This is a genomic window from Alteromonas ulvae, assembly GCF_048987005.1.
In the GTDB taxonomy this organism is placed as follows: Bacteria; Pseudomonadota; Gammaproteobacteria; order Enterobacterales; family Alteromonadaceae; genus Alteromonas.
This window is the reverse complement of record NZ_CP185261.1, coordinates 345,954-364,028: the sequence shown is the minus strand read 5'-3', so window position 1 is coordinate 364,028 and position 18,075 is coordinate 345,954. Positions and strand designations below refer to the sequence as shown.

Below are 18,075 nucleotides of genomic sequence, written 5' to 3'. Positions count from 1 at the left end.
AGAAACCATGTCAACACAAAACGAACATAAACGAACATTAAAAGATTAAGTAGATGAACGAATGTGAATCTATTCACTGCTAATAAATAAAGTGGCACACTGTGAAAGGGCAATAGCTCGATAGCTAGGCTTTCACAAATTTGATGTTATTTTCTTCTATGATTTTTTTAATAGCGGGCGGTGGTGCTTGGTCGCAAACCAAGCAGTCAACTTGAGAGATATGTCCCTGCTCAACCATCGCGCGTCGCTCAAACTTACTGTAATCGGCGGCTAAAATAACGTGCTGAGTGTGCTCTAAAATGGCCTGGGATACTTTTACTTCACGAAAATCAAAGTCGAGTAAAGCGCCATCAGCGCTAATTCCGCTTATACCGATAATGCCATAGTCCATTCGAAACTGGCTGATAAAATCGCAGGTAGCCTCACCAATAATACCGCCATCTCGATAGCGTACTTCACCAGCCGCAATTATGACCGAAAAGTCCTCTTTTGCAGATAAAATTGTAGCAACGTGAATGTTATTGGTGACAACGTGCAAATTGCTGTGGTTGAGTAACTTAGTGGCAATTAACTCTGTTGTTGTACCTATATTAATAAATAAAGACGCACCATCTGGGATCATAGCAGCGACTGCGTCTGCAATCTTTTCTTTTACGTCGCTATTTTGAGTCTTACGTTCTTGATAGGGCGTATTTTCCCAGCTGCGATTTAATCCAGCGCCACCGTGATAGCGACTGATCACGCCCGTGTGAGCAAGTTGATTCAAATCTCGTCTAATCGTTTGAGGCGTAACGGCACAGGTAGATACTAAATCATCAATAGACATAAAACCGTGTTGCTTTATTAGCGCGATTATTTTTTCGTGTCGTTGTGTTTGGTTCATTGTGCTCCCTAAAGTAGGTCACCCTACCGTTACCTGTGCATACCACTTTAATAGTATACGTGGTTCCACTGTAAGTTCATACGTTCGTTCGAACATCATAATGTTCGTTTTCGAAAACACAGCATTGTTAAATAGAAGTAAATGATGCAAACTCTATGAAAATTATTTTCAAAGGTGACAGCATGAGTCAGTATCTTCTTGCCATTGATCAAGGCACAACCAGTTCTCGCAGTATTATTTTTTCCTCTAGTGGCAAAATTGTTGCTGTCGCACAACAAGAATTTCCACAGAAGTACCCGAAGGACGGCTGGGTCGAACACGAACCAGAGGAAATTTGGGAAAGCGTTCTACTTACACTAAAAGATGTTTTTAAAAAGTGCTCACTTGCGCCATCGGATATTGCCTCAATTGGCATTACCAACCAACGTGAAACTACAGTGGTATGGAACAAGTCTACTGGTAAAACCGTATACCCCGCCATTGTATGGCAAGACCGACGGACCGCTCAGCAATGCCGAGAGTTAAGCAGTGACGAAGAGTTTGTCTCTTATATTAATTCCACCACAGGACTTCTGTTAGACCCCTATTTTTCAGCGACAAAAGTGGCGTGGATTTTAGACAACATAGAAGGTGCAAGAGAACAGGCTGAAAACGGAGACTTGTTGTTTGGCACGGTAGATAGCTACTTGATATGGCGATTAACCGATGGCCAGTCCCATAAGACTGATGCCACTAATGCTTCTCGCACAATGCTATTTGATATTAATAAGCAGCAATGGGATAAACGTTTACTAGAGCGCTTTAATATTCCTAGCAGCATGTTGCCAGAGGTAATGGATTGCGCCGCTGACTACGGCGTAATAAACGAGGAAATTTTAGGAAAAGCCATTCCCATACAAGGTGTAGCCGGCGATCAGCAAGCCGCGCTGGTAGGACAAGCATGCTTTGAAAAAGGCATGGCGAAAAGCACCTATGGTACAGGTTGCTTTATGATCCTCAATACAGGTAACACGCCCCTTCAGTCTAAAAACAGACTGCTTACTACAGTTGGATATCGCATTAATGGTGAAACCACTTATGCACTAGAGGGCAGTATTTTTATGGCCGGCGCCACCGTTCAGTGGCTACGAGATGGTCTCAAGCTGATTGGCGATGCCGCAGAATCTGAGGCATTAGCGCAACGTGCAAGACAAGACAACGGCGTGTTCTTAGTACCCGCCTTTACTGGATTGGGCGCACCTTATTGGGATCCGGACGCCCGAGGCGCAATTTTGGGCCTTACCCGCGATACAGGCATTAGTGAAATTGTGGCAGCAGGCTTACAGTCGGTTTGTTATCAAACCAAAGATCTTCAAAAAGCTATGGAAAGCGATGGCGCACGACCTACCAACATTCGCGTGGATGGCGGCATGTCGCAAAACGACTGGGTAATGGGTTTCCTTTCTGACGTGCTAGGCGCGGAAGTTGAAAGACCAGTGGTTACTGAAACTACGGCACTAGGTGCCGCTTTTCTTGCTGGTTTGCAGCACGGTATTTTTGACTCCATCGATGACTTAACCCAGTGCTGGAAAAGTGACAGAGTGTTTACCCCTCGGTTGTCGAAAGCAGAACGTGATCAAGCCTATGGCGGCTGGAAAGAAGCAGTAGACCGAATTCGTTGTAACTAAAACTCCTTATTTTTCCAAATGTTAATAAAGCGTTGTAATAAAATGCCCTTTTTTTATACAAAAAAAGTTTTTATAACATTGTAATTACATTGTCTTTTTGTGCTAGTATTGAAAACAAGGTAAACGTTTCACCTTTTACCTTTTTTGAATTAGCGTATATTTTTCATAATGTTACAGAATTAAAATTAGAAAAATATAACACTTAGTGTGTAAATGTAATGTTAAAAAGCTTGAAAGGCGCATATCAAGACGTAATTTGAGTGAAAAATACGTTAAACGTAGCCTACCCACGGAGAAAACACAGTGATACATAAAAAAAGCACATCACAATACGGACCGGTTGCTAGACGCACCCTACTAGGTGTTGCAGTTGCATCTGCGCTGCACTCGCCCGTTGTATTATCGCAAGATTCTGAGACGCCAAATGTAAACGATGCACCCGTTGAAGTTATTGAAGTTCGCGGCATTGTTAGCAGCTTAAAGCGCGCCATGGCCAACAAGAAAGAAAACCTTGCTGTGTCAGACGGTATTGCCGCAGAAGACCTCGGTAAATTTCCAGATTTGAATGTGGCAGAATCGCTACAGCGTATCACTGGTGTTTCAATCGACCGTAATGGTGGTGAGGGTCAGCAAGTGACTGTACGTGGTTTTGGTCCACAATTTAACACAGTACTAGTAAACGGCCGTCAGTTAGCAACAGACTCAGCCGGTCGTGCATTTAACTTTGACGTCCTTGCTGCCGATCAAATTACCGGCGCAAATATTTATAAGAGTGCGGTTGCTAACCTGCAATCTGGTGGCATCGGCTCGACAATCAACATTACCACTGCTCGTCCGTTCGATTATGACGGCTTTCAGGCCGTTGGCAGCGTAAAAGGTATGTATGAAAGCTTATCTGAAGAGACAGCTCCACAAGCGTCTTTCTTGGTAAGTAACACCTTTGCCGATGACAAAGTTGGTTTATTGCTAGCCGCTTCACATCAAGAACGTCAAGTTCAAATAAACCGCATTCAAACGGCCGGTTGGCGACCTGGGCTAACGCTCTCTAATCGCAACGACGGTATCATTGCTGATAACGTATACCTACCTCGTAACTGGGACCAAATTGTTGACCAACAAGATAGAACGCGTACAAACGTATCGCTTGTTGCGCAATACGCGCCATCTGATGACGTGACAATTACGCTAGATGGTTTTGTGTCGAAATTTGAAGTTGACTCGCAAGTAACCGATCTTGCCTCCTGGTTTGAACCTGATCGCGTGGGCTCTGCTCAAATTTCAGAAAACGGCACAGCCATTCAATTTACACAAGGTATTGACTTGCACCAAGGTAGTGGCGATCCAGCTTCTGACTTTGTTTCGTCATCTCGCGGTGTACGTGATGTCACTAGCCAAGGCTTCGGCTTAAATATTGATTGGCAAATTAATGATGCACTGTCTGCAGAGTTTGACGTGCAGAGTTCTTCTGCTGAAAACGATATCGCCGGTGAAGGTCGCTTTAACGTAATTGGCATTATTAACAACTACTCTTTCGATGGAACCGGCAGTACGCCTACAGTTATTCACGACGGTTTCGGCAACGGCCAGCTTCCTGACATTTCACTCACTCGCTTGCACTATAACGACTTGGGTAACACCCAAGCGTCTGAAGATGATGTTGTCGAATATAAAGCAGACTTCACATATCTCTCAGACTCAGATGTTTTTCGCAGAGCGGACTTCGGTATCCTGCGCTCAGAACGTGAAAAGTACGTGTTCCAAGAATTTGCGTCTCAGTGTGCTTTTTGCGGGTACGGTACGCCAGCGCCTGTGGACGAGCTTAACATTCGTCCATTCACGGCAAACAACTACTTCAGCGGGTTAATTGATACGTGGTACACCTATGACGGCGATGCTTATTTAGATTTCCTAGCATCACAAGGTGCTCCGGTTATCCCAACGCTACAGCCAAACTATTATAACATTGAAGAAGATGTGACGGCGCTATATGCTCAGTTTGAGTTTGGTTACGACTTAGGTGATATGCCACTCACCATGAACTTTGGGGCTCGTTATGAGGAAACGAGTGTAGCCGTATCTGCGGTACAAGCCTTTGTTTCTGACATCGTACCCACTACCGATTTAACGCTGTTCGCAAACCGATTTGCTCCGGCTGACGATATTACAGGCACGTCTTCATATTCGAACCTACTTCCTAGCTTAAACGTTAAACTAGAAGTGCAAGAAGATATGTTAGTGCGCTTCTCGCGCTACGACTCGCTGACTCGCCCAACTATGGCGCAAATGTCTCCAGCGACAACCTTTGGCGAGCCACGTAGGCAAAATCTACAAGCAAATGGTGGTAATCCAGGGCTTCAACCATTTGAAGCTGAAAACTGGGATTTATCATTTGAATGGTATTACAGTGACGATTCAGTTTTCTCTTTTGCATTCTTCAGCAAAGACGTTCAAAACTTTATCGTAACCCTATCGGGTAATGAAACCTATTCAATGACCGATAGAAGCCCGGTAAATGGATATCGTTGTGCTGAAACGAACTGTGCCGAAGGCCTTTCACTGGACCCACAAAATCCTGACCGCGATGTTGTAGCCGATACGGAAGAGTTGAATGGTGAAAGCGAAGTTTATACCGTAACTCGTCCGCAAAACGGCGAAACGGCAACGGTTAACGGTTACGAAGTTGCGCTAACGCACGTTTGGGATAACGGCTTCGGTGTTACAGCTAACGCAACGATTGTAAATAGTGATGCACAGGTAAGTGGCGATACCTCACAAACGTTCGCACTACCGGGCCTTGGCGACTCTCAAAACCTCATTGTGTTCTACGAGCGAGACGCTTTCCAAGCGCGATTGGCTTTCAACAATCGTGAGTCGTTCTTATTTGCGCTAGACAACACATCAGTAGGCGGTGCAACAGGAGAGCCTGTTACTACCGAAACTTATGGCCAGTGGGATATTAGTGCAAGTTACGATATCAACGAAAACTTTACGGTATTTATTGAGGGTATCAACATTACCGAAGAACAGTTGACCCAAGTAGGTCGTTTCCCTGACCAAATTTACTCTATCGAAGATAACGGCTCTCGTTACGCGGTAGGTATTAGAGGTTCATTCTAAAGCGTGTGTGTGTTGGCAGGGTGAGAACCCTGCCTTTTATTCACAAGCTTGTTGGAAAACGAGTAAGTTTGTGAATAAATGTAGTAAAACAATGGCAATCGTCTCCTATGAATAATTCAACTAACACATCATCAAAACAACGTATCGTTATTGTTGGCGGTGGAACGGCTGGTTGGTTAACTGCAGCCATCGTTGCTGCAAAACATAAAATAGCGAAGGGTCAATGTGGTCTAGATATAACGCTGGTTGAGTCAAGCGACATCCCCTCGGTAGGCGTAGGTGAAGGAACCTGGCCCACCATGCGAAATACGCTTAAAGATATCGGGCTTTCGGAAAAAGAAGTATTTAGAAAATGTTCTGCCGCGTTTAAACAAGGTGGGAAGTTTGTTAATTGGGTTAATGGAGACGGCGATTTTTACTACCACCCGTTTACTGTACCTCTGGGTTACGGCCGCGTAGAAATGGCTCCGTATATCGACAATGTTTCTGAATTTGCGAACTCCACTAATTTTCAGCAGCATGTCTGCGAACAAAACATGGCACCACGTACGCTCAATGAAGAAGAATATAGTAGTGCACAATCAAACTATGCCTATCATTTAGACGCCGGCGCATTCGCCGATATGCTCAAAACATTCTGTAAAGAAGAACTGGGCGTCACTCATAAAGTAGCCACAGTAGAACAAGTAGCGACGTCTTCAAAACAATGCATTGAGAGCATTACGCTAAACGATAATAGTATTTTAGAAGCTGATCTGTTTGTGGATTGTTCTGGTTTTCGCTCAATGCTTTTAGGCGAAGCACTGGGTGAGCCTGTCGTGTCGGCCAACGATACGCTATTTAATAATTCCGCTTTAGCACTGCACGTACCCTATAACGGTGACTTCGAAATCAAACCTTATACTCAAGCCACCGCCCAAGAAGCAGGTTGGATTTGGGATATCGGGCTATCCTCTCGCCGTGGCGTAGGCCATGTCTACTCTACAGACTTTACGACAGACGAACGAGCAGAAGAATTGTTGCGCCGTTATGTAGGAGACGACAAAGGTGAGCTTACGCCTCGCGTTATACGCTTTGATTCCGGCTATAAAAAGCAGATTTGGAAAGGCAACTGCATTGGTGTGGGGTTATCTGCTGGATTTGTAGAGCCTTTAGAAGCCACAGCACTCATGTTAATCGAGATTTCTGCTCGCTATATTGCCGAACAAATGCCAACGCCCGCTTCTGCTATGCCAATAATAAGTCAGCGCTTTAATAAGCAAATGCAGTATCGCTGGCAGCGCATTATCGATTTTCTAAAGCTTCATTATATTTTCAATCAGCGCTCTGAGCCCTATTGGGTAGCGAATAGAGACCCAGCGTCTATTCCCGACTCGTTAAAAGAAGATTTGGAAATTTGGAAATATCGGGGGCCGCAAATTGCTGATTTTTCAGCAGCAATAGAGCTTTTCCCCGCCGCCAGTTATCAATATGTTCTGTATGGAATGGGATTCTCTCCAGACTTCTCTTTGCAGTCTCACTTCTATACGCAACGGGATTTAGCCAATAAGGTTATTCAGCAAAATCAACTCATTACGCAACAAAAATTAAGCAGCTTGCCCAATCATAGAAATTACATTGAGCAGTGGTTAGGGAGCTAACGAGAATAAAAATGCCAAATTTTCAGATTTTATCTAGTGAACAACACAGTAGTACTTACGTAGACGAAAGCCGTCTAGCGACAACGTTTTCCAATTTTCATCTTGTCAATGTGGAAATAAAAGAAGCTGTTCAAGCTTCCAGTGAATTCCCTCTATTTTTCAGTAAAGTTGCTAATCAACAGCGTTGGGCTATTTCGGCGCTATGCGGCTTTGCACCAAAAGAAAATGTGTTTGAAACGCAAGGAACATGGCTAGCTCGTTTTACTCCATTAAGTTTACGTACCTTGCCATTTACGCTTAACTTTGAAAAAGATCAAGAGTCTCCACAAACACTTCTCGATATGGAGTCTCCTGCGGTTTCGACACATAAAGGTGACGCTTTATTTCTTTCAAGCGGCCGCCCAACGGCCTATTTGGACAACAAACAAAAGCTTTTAAAAGAACGTATTACTGCGATGCAGCAAACAGCAGCGCTACTCAACGATATTGCAGCGCTAAATCTTATTCAACCAACTAATTTAATCATTGAGTTCTCAGATAATACTCAACAGCGCGTTGGCGGTTTAGCGATGTTAAACGAGCAGCGATTGCAAAACCTAACGTCCGAGGAACTTTCGTCACTCCATAAAACAGGCGTACTTTCTGTTCTCTTCAATATACTGGGGTCGATTTTTCAGATAAATCGCGCCATTCATCTTCACAACACTAAGTTTCGTTCTCGCGTTATCAATAACGTGAAATTCGAGACCAGTAAGCAGTGATGAATTCTAGGAGTAAGTAAATGTTTTCCAGCACGATCCAAGTGTCTGTTTTTGTATTCGTCACCGCGCTAATTGGGTTTTTAACGTATTTGAGTTGTCGTGGGCAAAATAGGAATGCGCAAAACCAAAACCGTGAGTTCTTTCTCGCTGGCGGTGGCTTAGCGTGGTATTTCATAGCGGGCAGTATTACGTTAACGAACTTAAGTACTGATCAACTTGTTGGTATGAACGGAAACCAAATGGCGCTTCTATCGCTCTGGGAGTTTTCTGCGGTGGTAGGCCTATTTGTACTGGCAAAAGTTTTTCTTCCTGTTTACTACAAGTTTAAATGTACTACGACTACCGAGTTGCTAGAGCTTCGGTATAACGATAAGCACATTCGTGCAGTGATCAGCGTATTATTTTTTGCCGGTAGCGCACTCATTTTTTGTCCAGCGGTAATTTATTCTGGCTCCCTATTTATGCAATCCATGTTTAATGTAGAGCTACCATTGATGTATATCGCGGTTATCTTTGTTGTTGTGGGCGCACTGTATGCCATCTTTGGGGGCCTTCGCGCTGTTGCCGTTTCAGATACTTACTCCGGTGTTCTACTGCTTACCATGGCGGTCATTGTTTTAATTCTCGCGCTACAAGCCATCGACTACAATTTCGATGGCATTCCACAAGAGCGCCTTACGCTTATCGGCGACAACGACTCCCCTATTCCATGGCACACCCTGCTAACGGGCATGATTTTTATTCAGATGTTTTACTGGGGTACGAATCAGGTAATTACGCAACGAGCGATGGCCGCGCCATCGTTGAAAGAGGCGCAAAAAGGGGTGTTCGCGGCAGCAGGCATTCGTTTGTTAATTGTTCCTGCAATCATCGTGATACCCGGCATAGTGTCTTACAAACTGTTCGGCGATATTGGTGATAGTGCCTACGGCAAAATTGTAGCAACAGTTTTACCAGACTGGTTATCCGGCGTATTTGCTGCGGCAATGGCAGCGGCCGTGCTTACCACCTTTAACAGTAACCTGAACTCAGCCACTGCGCTTTATGTTTGTGATATTCATGAGAGTTACGTTAACAAAACGCCTAACGTGCCTAAATTAAGCGGTTACGTTACTGTATTGCTGTGTTTAATTTCATTAGCGCTAATCCCTGTTTATCAGCAGGCTGATAGTATTATCAATTTAGTGCAGAAACTTTATGGCCTGCTAAGTATGCCAATTCTTTCGGTGTTCATCGTTGGTCTCTTGTTTAGAAATGTTCACGCTTTTGCTGCTATTGGCGCAGTGACTTTTGGCGTTTCTTTTTATGCATTTGTCAGTTTTGAGGCATCGCCGTTTTACGCACCATTTGATTTACATTATATCCACCTGATGTTTGTAACGCTTGTAGGCTGCGTATCATTTGCGCTTATTGTGAACAAAGTCATTTTTAGACAGAAAGCAGAGTTTTCACTGGCGCTAAACAGCGAAAGTCCCTTTGAAGGAAGCTCTCTTGAAAACAAAAACACGCTCAAAAACAAAAATGCATAGCTTTTGAATAAGTAGCTTTTAAGAGGGTACGCTGCGTATCCTCATCAGTTTATCAAGCGATACATTAACTATGCTTTGTTGCTGCTAGAGATTTTCTGCGCTGGCTTGACGTTACTGCCACGTACTATTTCGCTCTGTTTTTCGCACAATGGATAGCTAATCCACCAGCATCTGTGTTCAACCTTTTTTTAACGCCGAGGTTTATATGTCGTCTTCACCTTCATTCGTAAGATTATGTAATGAGTTCACAACGCTCATCTTTGACTGCCAAGGCCGTATGCCAAAAGTCATTTATTACGGTGCGCCATTAAGCGACTCCACAACGCCTGAAATGCTCAGTGTTTTAAACACCCGCCAAGAGGCCAAGTGTGCACCGGTTATCGAGCCACCTATTAGTTTGGTGCCTACTCATGGTGAGGGGTGGACCGGACAGCCAGGCCTTGAAGTGTCTGGCGATAAAGACCAATGGTCTGCCGGCTTTAGTCTTGTAGAAACAAAACAAAACGGCACGTCAGTAGAATTTGTTGGTGAAGACCAACATAGAGGCATGCGGCTAGTTACAACGGTGAGTTTAGACGCCCATACTACCGTGGCGTCTTTTTGCTCGCGTATAGAAAATACGGGTGAAACAGCGCTTCACCTTGGCTATTTGAATGCTGCAAGCCTGCCGCTTCCAACTCAGGTGAATAAAATTAAAACCTTTGAAGGTAGATGGTCAGCTGAATTTCAAACTAGCGATCACGACCTCTTTTTTGGCAGTTACGTGAGAGAAAATCGCCGCGGTAAAACCTCCCACGACACCTTCCCAGGCTTAATTGCCTACCCTCAAGGCACGGGGGAATTGCAGGGTGAATGCTACGGCTACCACTTAGGTGCATCAGCCAATCACACATTGCGTGCAGAGCTTATGGCAGATGGTAGAAGCTACGTGCAGTTCGGCGAATTATTGTTCCCAGGTGAAGTCGTACTTGGTGAAGGTGAAAGCTATACCACCCCCGTTTTGTACACCGGCTTTGGCAGTGATGGTTTCTCCTCTCTTTCACAGCAGTTTCATCAATATATACGTAGCAATATTTTACAGCACAGCGCTGAGTCTAAGCCTCGCCCTGTACATTACAACACGTGGGAAGGCATTTATTTCGACCACGATGAGGCAACCTTAAAGGCCCTTGCTGACAAAGTAGCGCCGTTAGGGGTAGAGCGCTTTGTACTTGATGACGGCTGGTTTAAAGGTCGACGTCATGACAAAGCAGGTCTTGGCGACTGGTTTGTAGATGAAGAGATTTATCCAGAGGGGCTAGACGGGTTAATAGACCACGTAACGGGACTGGGAATGGAGTTTGGTATTTGGTTTGAACCTGAAATGGTGAACCCAGATAGTGACCTCTATCGCAATCACCCTGAATGGGCACTACAAAGTGAAAACAATCCTCACGTGCGGTTTAGAAATCAGTATGTACTCGACCTGACCAACACCGACGTTGTTGAATATCTGTATAAGGTGATTACCGATATACTCGCCGCCTACCCTAAAATTAGCTACATTAAATGGGATATGAACCGCGACGTTAACCACCCAGGCAACCTGCACGGCAAACCTGCCATGCATGGCCAAATGGCAGCGCTATATGCGCTAATCGACCGCGTAAAAAGCGCACACCCAGGGCTTGAAATTGAGAGCTGCTGCTCGGGTGGTGGTCGTATTGATTTAGGCATACTGCCTCATACTGACCGCTTTTGGACCTCAGATTCAAACGACGCCTTAGACCGACTATACATTCAGCGTGGTTGCTCATTCTTCTTCCCCTCAGAGGTAATGGGTGCCCACGTAGGCCCGCGTGACTGTCATATTACCGGTAGACACTTACCTATCGAAATTCGTTCTGCCGTAGCGATGTTTGGCCATATGGGTATTGAAATGGACCCTCGTGAACTGACTGAGCACGAAGAAAGCGTACTTACCGACGCCATTTCACTGTATAAGCGCATACGTCCCCTTACACATAGCGGCGACTTGTTCCGCATGGACGATGATGGCCTCAACGTTAAGTTTGGTTATGTGTCTAAAGATAGAGAAGAAGGTGTTTTTGCTTATAACAGTGTGCAAGAAACCCGTCGCACTACCCCTACTCGCTTCTACTTTGCTGGGCTAGATGCCAATAAGCAATATACGGTGGACCGTGTATGGCCTGGGGTACTTAAAGAGTACACGCCCTCTATTTTGCAGCAGCTGGATGGAAAAACCTTTACCGGAGAGGTGCTAATGAAATACGGCATGCAACTGCCTGTGCTCTTCCCAGAAACCTCACTTATCTATTCAGTAAAAGCAATATAAAACGAAAACAGCTAACAGCCTGAGCGTAATAGTTACTGCGTTCAGGCTGTTTTCAACAAAACAGCTTTAAGCGCGCTTTTTAATCTTCTTTTTTAGCGCTTTCAGAATTTTTGAAAAGCGTTCACCCTCGTCTCCATTGATAAGCGCCAGCGTACTTTTCGCTTTCTCAATGTCATTGGCATTTAAGCGCAGTTCTGCGAGTCGCAGCTGCGCCCAATTTACACTTGGCAGGCCAGCGGTATCGATATTCGTGGTGTTAAAGCCATCAATATACTGCTCTAATGCAGCGATGCCCGTATCGGTAAATTCGTCGCTGTTTAACGCTACTTGGCCAATGCGGTATTTACCATACAGCAAATTGCTCTCGCGCTGTTCGTACTCGTCCCATTGCGCCGAATCTTTGCCCTCTACCCTTGCTACCGACATGTCCATTAGTGGCGACAGCGTTTCAAAAGCATGACTGTATTTTTCAGCAGATAAATAATGACTGCCTAATTCAAAATTAGCGCGTAAGGCCGAAGCTTCATTCTGCGCAAGCGTGTCATAAATAGTGCGGGCTTGCTCCTCTTTATCGTCTTTAAGGTACCAGCTAGCCATAGCAAATTTGCCTTCTATGCTATCAATTGTTCCGATCTTTTCTGCCAACTTCTTCGCTTCATCCATATCGCCACCCGCGATAGAGGGCGCGACTAAATGAAATTGCATTAGGGCGCGATAAACCGCAATTTCGTCAGGCGCGATAATAATGGCTTGCTCTAAGCTGCTTTTGGCTTTTTTTGCATAACCCAAAGCCGAAAAGATACTGTTAGAGGCTTGCGCTCCCATTACGTTGGCGTGGGTATGAAAGGCACGGTAATCGTTGCTGTAGCTTGCTATAAACTCATCAGCGACTTCTTCTGCATCGTCTAAGTCTGTATTCATGAGTGCTGTAATCAGCAAATTATATTCTTCAACGCTTTTTCCTTTTACGTCCTCCAGCTTATCAATAACACGCCCCCAGTCTCCTTGGCGGGCATACATTTCAAGGTTGGTAAGCTCTGCACTTTTCTTAGGCGACGTTGATACTGAACTATCAGCAGCGAGTGAAGTGCTCAATGGGGTAATTGATAGCATGGCTGATAAAAGGGCAGCGCTTACTAAGTGCGATGCAGAATTATTCAATTTCATGGCAATTCCTTTAGGGGAAGTAATGGTGTCGAGACACTGTCAAGGCAATGGTTACTGCACACTAAACATAATGCATTGTGTGCTAGATATTAGGTTGATGCTTACACTTAAATTGACTCTGTTTACATTAACCTATGCTGAACAATATTCCAGCAATGAGTTGTAACAAAAGTTATACTAGTCCCCGATTACGAACATTTTAAGTCTCGCTGAGTGGGGAATTATCTATGCGCACTGGTATTACCGTTTCGCAAGAGAAATAAACGAACAAGAAACGCATAAAAAAGGGGCTCATAGTCGAGCCCCTTAGCGGGTATCCAATAAACTCTCTAACAAAGCGTTTTTAAATAGTTTTACTTTCGGCCTTTTCCTTCCATAAGCAATCCTAGCGCCCAGCGGTTATCGAAACCTTTCCAAGGCGCAGGCGTTTCACCACCGCTTGGCTTCTGGTCACTACTGCCCGTTACCTCTAAAAAGGCACAGTAATCTGGCATGGCTTTCACATGACAGTTCATGAGCGCTAAAGCAAAGTGTTCATTAATCGCATTGAGCTTTTGCTCTTCCCACGCGGGCTCTATGTAGCTACCCAAGTCGAACTCACTGCCATACGCTTCTATCGGTGCCGGGTGAGGTGCAACATTATGACGTGCGTTTTTAATCGTCAATAACTTGGTATCTTTATGCGCTGTGTGATCAAACAACCAACGAATGCCATCGTAGCCTGATATATCGTCGTTATCACCAGCGACAAACAGCACCGGTACGTTGATATTAGATAACGACTTTGTATCAAACAACTGCTGCTGCCCGCCCCAAGGCGCTAGTGCTAAGGCAGCTTTCCATGCTGGTAATGTGTCATTACTTGAAGGCTTACCACCGGCGCAGGTGTTTAAGGCAGATTTTACCAGCTGCAATGCTGCAGAGTCTTGCGTACCGGTAAAAGTAGCTGCCGTGGTATCGTTAAACGCGTAACAGCCTCCCACTGTGCTCATTGCGCCAAACCCACCCATAGAGTAACCGATTACTCCTGCGCGAGTGTCGTCAACGTTGTCGGCAAAAAAGCTATGTTGAGCCACCGCATTAAGCGTAAACACCTGATCTCTTGAGCGATTTAACAGCGTGCTTGGAAACCCACTGAAAGGACTTTCTGCAAAATTAACGTCTTTGTTTGTTGAGTCGGTATGGTCAATGGCAGCCACAACATAACCATGAGATGCTAAGTGTTCGCCAAGATAATGCATCAGCGTACGGTAGCCAGTATAACCGTGAGAGATGACTACGATAGGGTAATTTTCATCCGTCGCCATAATAGGGGCATCGCGATAAGCATCGGCTTGAATTTCAAAAGACTTACCGCTGCGTGTTTCATCGCTATATACGGCTAGCTCAGCCTTTGCTAAGTCCGTTGATTGAGATGCGGGGTACCAAACCTCTAGCGTTAACTTACGCTTTACCATCTCTCCTGACATTGTCATTGCCGCTTCGGGATAAGCCACTTCAATTGTTTTTACCCCTACCGCCAATTCACCACTTTCGCTAAGCTCGGGCATCACCTCAGCCGGGAAATCTTTATAAACAGTTTGCGCAGAAAATGCAGTCGCAGAGAATGTAGCAGTAATAAGCATAACGCTCGTGCTGTAAAGTAGGGATAACGTTTTCATAATTTGCTAATAGCTTGTTAATTAGTAGGCATAGTCATATTACTTAATTGGTGCCAACAAGCAAGTAAGTCGCTATTTTTTACATTAATTGTTACATCTAAGTTATTTCTATTGAATACTAAAACCACCCACAAAAGGTAAACGTATAACCTTTTTGCCGGTTTTATGAATAAAAATACGGTTAAAATAGCCGAGCCGGTGATTGCGAGACTTTGAAAATATGAATATGAGAACGGAAGAGAGTGCGAAACTAAAACCTTAAGAAGCGAGCCGTAAGAAGTGGGCCGTGAGCAGTGATAAAACGATAAAGTAATAAAGCGATAAAGAACCTGGCTCCTGTTTACGTAGTGCAAAATTTGCCAAGTAAGTAAATGTGTTGCGTACTTCAGGATGGAACAGGAGACGTAAAAAGCCCAGCTACTTTGCTGGGCTTTTTAAAAATATCTTCAAACTAAACTCAATCCTAATTCAGCTTTTCTCGCTGAAATAAGCCAGCCTTAATTAGAAATTAAACAGGCCGTTTCAGTATTCCTTAAAACGGAATATCGTCGTCAAAGTCAAAGTCTGGCTCTGCCATTGGCGGCGTTTTAGGCTGAGGCTGATTACCACCTTGAGGAGCAGCTTGATTGAAACCGCCGCCTTGGTTTTGGTTGTAACCACCTTGCTGCTGACCGCCCTGAGCTGGTGCTTGATTATAGCCACCGCCCTGGTTCTGGTATCCGCCGCCTTGGTTATTTTGTTGACGTTGGTAACCGCCGTTACCACCACCAGCTTCACCGCCGCGACCGCCTAGCATTTGCATTTGGTCTACGATGATTTCTGTGGTGTATTTGTCATTGCCTTGCTGATCCTGCCATTTACGGGTTTGCAATTTACCTTCTACGTAAATCTGCGACCCTTTTTTCAGGTATTCTCCAGCAATTTCAGCCAAGCGACGATACATAGTGAGTCTATGCCATTCTGTACGCTCTTGCGGTTGCCCTTGTTGGTCTTTCCAGCTTTCGCTGGTTGCAAGACTCAGGTTCGCAACGGCGTTTCCGTTCGGCATGTATCTTACTTCAGGATCATTACCAAGGTTTCCTACAAGAATTACCTTGTTCACGCCTTTCGTTGCCATTGATGTCTCCTGTAACGTGTTTGATGGCTTGCTGCGTAGCAACACTTATTTTAAAGCGCCGCTATTTCGACTTCACCAAAGTTCGACAGCAACAAGCACGAAAGTTCATAGTTTCAAGCCCTGTAGTATATCGTATTTTTACAGGGAAAAATGAAGTTTTTGTCGGTGCGTTTATTAACAAATAAACGCTATCAAACTTTCTCATTTCCGTCTTCTGAACTTTCGCTCTGTTTAACTAGGCTATTTTTAATTGTGCGCTTTTCAATAAGGCTCTTCAAAAAAGGGTTGTTTAAAAAGGTTAGTTTAAAAAGAGCCTGCGAAAGCTTAACCGTTACCACCACGCGCTGTAAAAAGCGATAAGTATGAACACCACTGCAATAGCGGCGATATTAAACCCTTTAGTGGTATCGAACTGCACATCAGAGAGCTCTACGGCATTTTCGTGCACGCCCTTTTTCTCCATAAGAGAGACGATGACGGCCACCCCTACACACAGCAAAAATACAATTCCTACTCGGTCAATAAACGGAAGCTCGGGCCAAACCTGCCTAAACACGATGCTTAAAATAAATGATCCCAATGCCGCAAGCAGCCCGCCATTGGCCGTAGTGTGTTTCCAAAACATACCTAAAATGAACAGGGCACAAATACCTGGTGTGAAGAACCCGGTGAACTCTTGAATATATTGAAAGGCTTGGTCGAAGTTACCTAATAGTGGCTTAGCAGCAACCATAGCAATAATTAACGCGACCAAACTTACCGTGCGTCCTACTTTCACATAGTGTTGCTGTGACTCATTAGGACGTTTGTCTTTGTATATGTCCATCGTAAAAATGGTTGATACGCTATTTGTCATAGACGCAAGGGACGACACAATAGCCGCAACAAGGGCCGCAAAAATAATCCCCTTCAATCCAACAGGCATAAGCGTCATAAGACTAGGATAAGCCTGATCGGGTTTTGCTAAATCCGGCACCAACAGCACAGCAGCAATACCAGGTAATACAACAATTAATGGCATTAAAAGCTTTAAAAATGCAGCGAAAGCAATACCTTTTTGCGCTTCTTGCAGGTTCTTAGCAGCCAGCGTTCTTTGAATAATATACTGATTAAAGCCCCAGTAAGAGAGGTTCATGATCCACATACCGCCTACAAGTACGGAAATACCGGGAAGGTCCATATAGTGGGGATTGTCTCTCGATAAAATCATGTCGAACTTGCTAGGGAGCTGCTGAGTTAAGTCAATAAAGCCTTGAATGGGTCCGTGTCCACCGCTGATAAGATTAAGCGCGGTATAAGAGAGGAATAACCCACCAAGTACGAGTAACACCACCTGAATAATGTCGGTAAGTGCTACTGCTTTTAATCCGCCGTATAGCGAATAAGCCAGTGAGAACAGTCCTAAAAATATCATGCCGTACATCATGTCGACACCGGCTATAGTGTTGATGGCCAATGCGCCTAACCACAAAACGGCGGTGAGGTTAACAAAAACGTAAACGCCCAGCCAAAATACAGCCATTACTTTACGAACGCGATGGTCGTATCGCTGCTCTAAAAATTGAGGCATGGTATATATTTTGTGTTTTAAAAATATAGGTAAAAAATACTTACCTACAATGATTAACGTAATCGCCGCCATCCATTCGTAAGATGCAATAGCTAACCCTATTTGATAGCCAGAGCCGGACATGCCGATTATCTGTTCTGCGGATATGTTGGCAGCAATAAGAGACGCGCCAATGGCCCACCAAGGTAAGCTAGAGCCCGCTAAGAAGTAATCGTTGGTATCTTTCTCATGCCCTTTTTTCTCTCGCGACACCCACCAGGCTATACTAATAAGCGCGATGACGTATATCACAAACACGGTGATATCTAGTGATGCTAATTTCATAGTTTACTCACTATATTTCAATTCAATGGTGATTAAAGCGCAACATGACATGTTTCATAAGACCTGTAGAACTAAAGCTCGGTGGCCTTTAAAACGCAGGTGAAAGATTCTTCATTGTTGTTTTTGTTACGCTTATTTGAAGTCAGTAATATCATGTTTATCACATTTTCTACCAGTGCGCATAGGTAATTACCCACTCAGAGAGACTTAACATGTGCGTAATCGCGGCGTGTTACCGCAGGCAAAAAAAAGCCGCTATCTAATGATGCGGCTTAAGCACACAAATAAATGGTCAAAGATGGAG

At 44.5% G+C, this 18,075-nt stretch carries 11 protein-coding genes; 6 read left to right on the top strand and 5 right to left on the bottom strand.

The annotated features are described in order from the left end of the window. Positions 1-124: 124 nt before the first annotated feature. On the bottom strand, positions 125-883 hold the full coding sequence (locus tag ACOJR9_RS01525; protein WP_032094793.1) for a DeoR/GlpR family transcriptional regulator: 759 nt from the start codon (positions 881-883) through the stop codon (positions 125-127). A 182-nt stretch (positions 884-1,065) separates the two neighbouring features. Here ACOJR9_RS01525 and glpK point away from each other — a divergent pair, with 182 nt between their 5' ends. The 6 genes from glpK (at position 1,066) to ACOJR9_RS01495 (ending at position 11,932) form a co-directional block, all read left to right on the top strand. After that, positions 1,066-2,550, top strand: coding sequence for a glycerol kinase GlpK (gene glpK, locus ACOJR9_RS01520; RefSeq protein WP_420934678.1), 1,485 nt, complete (start codon positions 1,066-1,068; stop codon positions 2,548-2,550). A 303-nt stretch (positions 2,551-2,853) separates the two neighbouring features. Beyond that, positions 2,854-5,667, top strand: coding sequence for a TonB-dependent receptor (locus ACOJR9_RS01515; protein WP_420934677.1), 2,814 nt, complete (start codon positions 2,854-2,856; stop codon positions 5,665-5,667). 107 nt (positions 5,668-5,774) lie between these two features. Beyond that, entirely contained in the window at positions 5,775-7,307 is a 1,533-nt protein-coding gene (locus ACOJR9_RS01510) for a tryptophan halogenase family protein (RefSeq protein WP_420934676.1), read from the top strand. 11 nt (positions 7,308-7,318) lie between these two features. Further along, positions 7,319-8,068 carry a SapC family protein gene (locus tag ACOJR9_RS01505; RefSeq protein ID WP_420934675.1) on the top strand — a complete coding sequence of 250 codons (750 nt, stop codon included), beginning with the start codon at positions 7,319-7,321 and terminating at the stop codon, positions 8,066-8,068. A 20-nt stretch (positions 8,069-8,088) separates the two neighbouring features. Then, positions 8,089-9,597 (top strand): SLC5 family protein, encoded by a 1,509-nt coding sequence (locus tag ACOJR9_RS01500; protein WP_420934674.1) that lies wholly within the window; start codon positions 8,089-8,091, stop codon positions 9,595-9,597. A 205-nt stretch (positions 9,598-9,802) separates the two neighbouring features. Continuing rightward, a complete protein-coding gene (locus ACOJR9_RS01495) occupies positions 9,803-11,932 on the top strand; it encodes an alpha-galactosidase (protein WP_420934673.1) in 2,130 nt (709 codons plus the stop codon). Positions 11,933-11,998: 66 nt separating this feature from the next. Here ACOJR9_RS01495 and ACOJR9_RS01490 read toward each other — a convergent pair whose 3' ends face one another. The 4 genes from ACOJR9_RS01490 to ACOJR9_RS01475 all read right to left on the bottom strand — a co-directional run bounded on the left by ACOJR9_RS01490 (position 11,999) and on the right by ACOJR9_RS01475 (position 17,771). Next, entirely contained in the window at positions 11,999-13,099 is a 1,101-nt protein-coding gene (locus ACOJR9_RS01490) for a tetratricopeptide repeat protein (RefSeq protein ID WP_420934672.1), read from the bottom strand. A gap of 353 nt (positions 13,100-13,452) precedes the next feature. Then, the gene (locus ACOJR9_RS01485) at positions 13,453-14,760 is read right to left on the bottom strand and encodes an alpha/beta hydrolase family protein (protein ID WP_420934671.1); all 1,308 of its coding nucleotides are present in this window, start codon (positions 14,758-14,760) and stop codon (positions 13,453-13,455) included. 532 nt (positions 14,761-15,292) lie between these two features. Continuing rightward, positions 15,293-15,877, bottom strand: coding sequence for a single-stranded DNA-binding protein (locus tag ACOJR9_RS01480; RefSeq protein WP_287009550.1), 585 nt, complete (start codon positions 15,875-15,877; stop codon positions 15,293-15,295). Between the two features lie 331 nt (positions 15,878-16,208). Next, positions 16,209-17,771 (bottom strand): sodium/sugar symporter, encoded by a 1,563-nt coding sequence (locus ACOJR9_RS01475; protein ID WP_420934670.1) that lies wholly within the window; start codon positions 17,769-17,771, stop codon positions 16,209-16,211. Positions 17,772-18,075 lie beyond the last annotated feature (304 nt).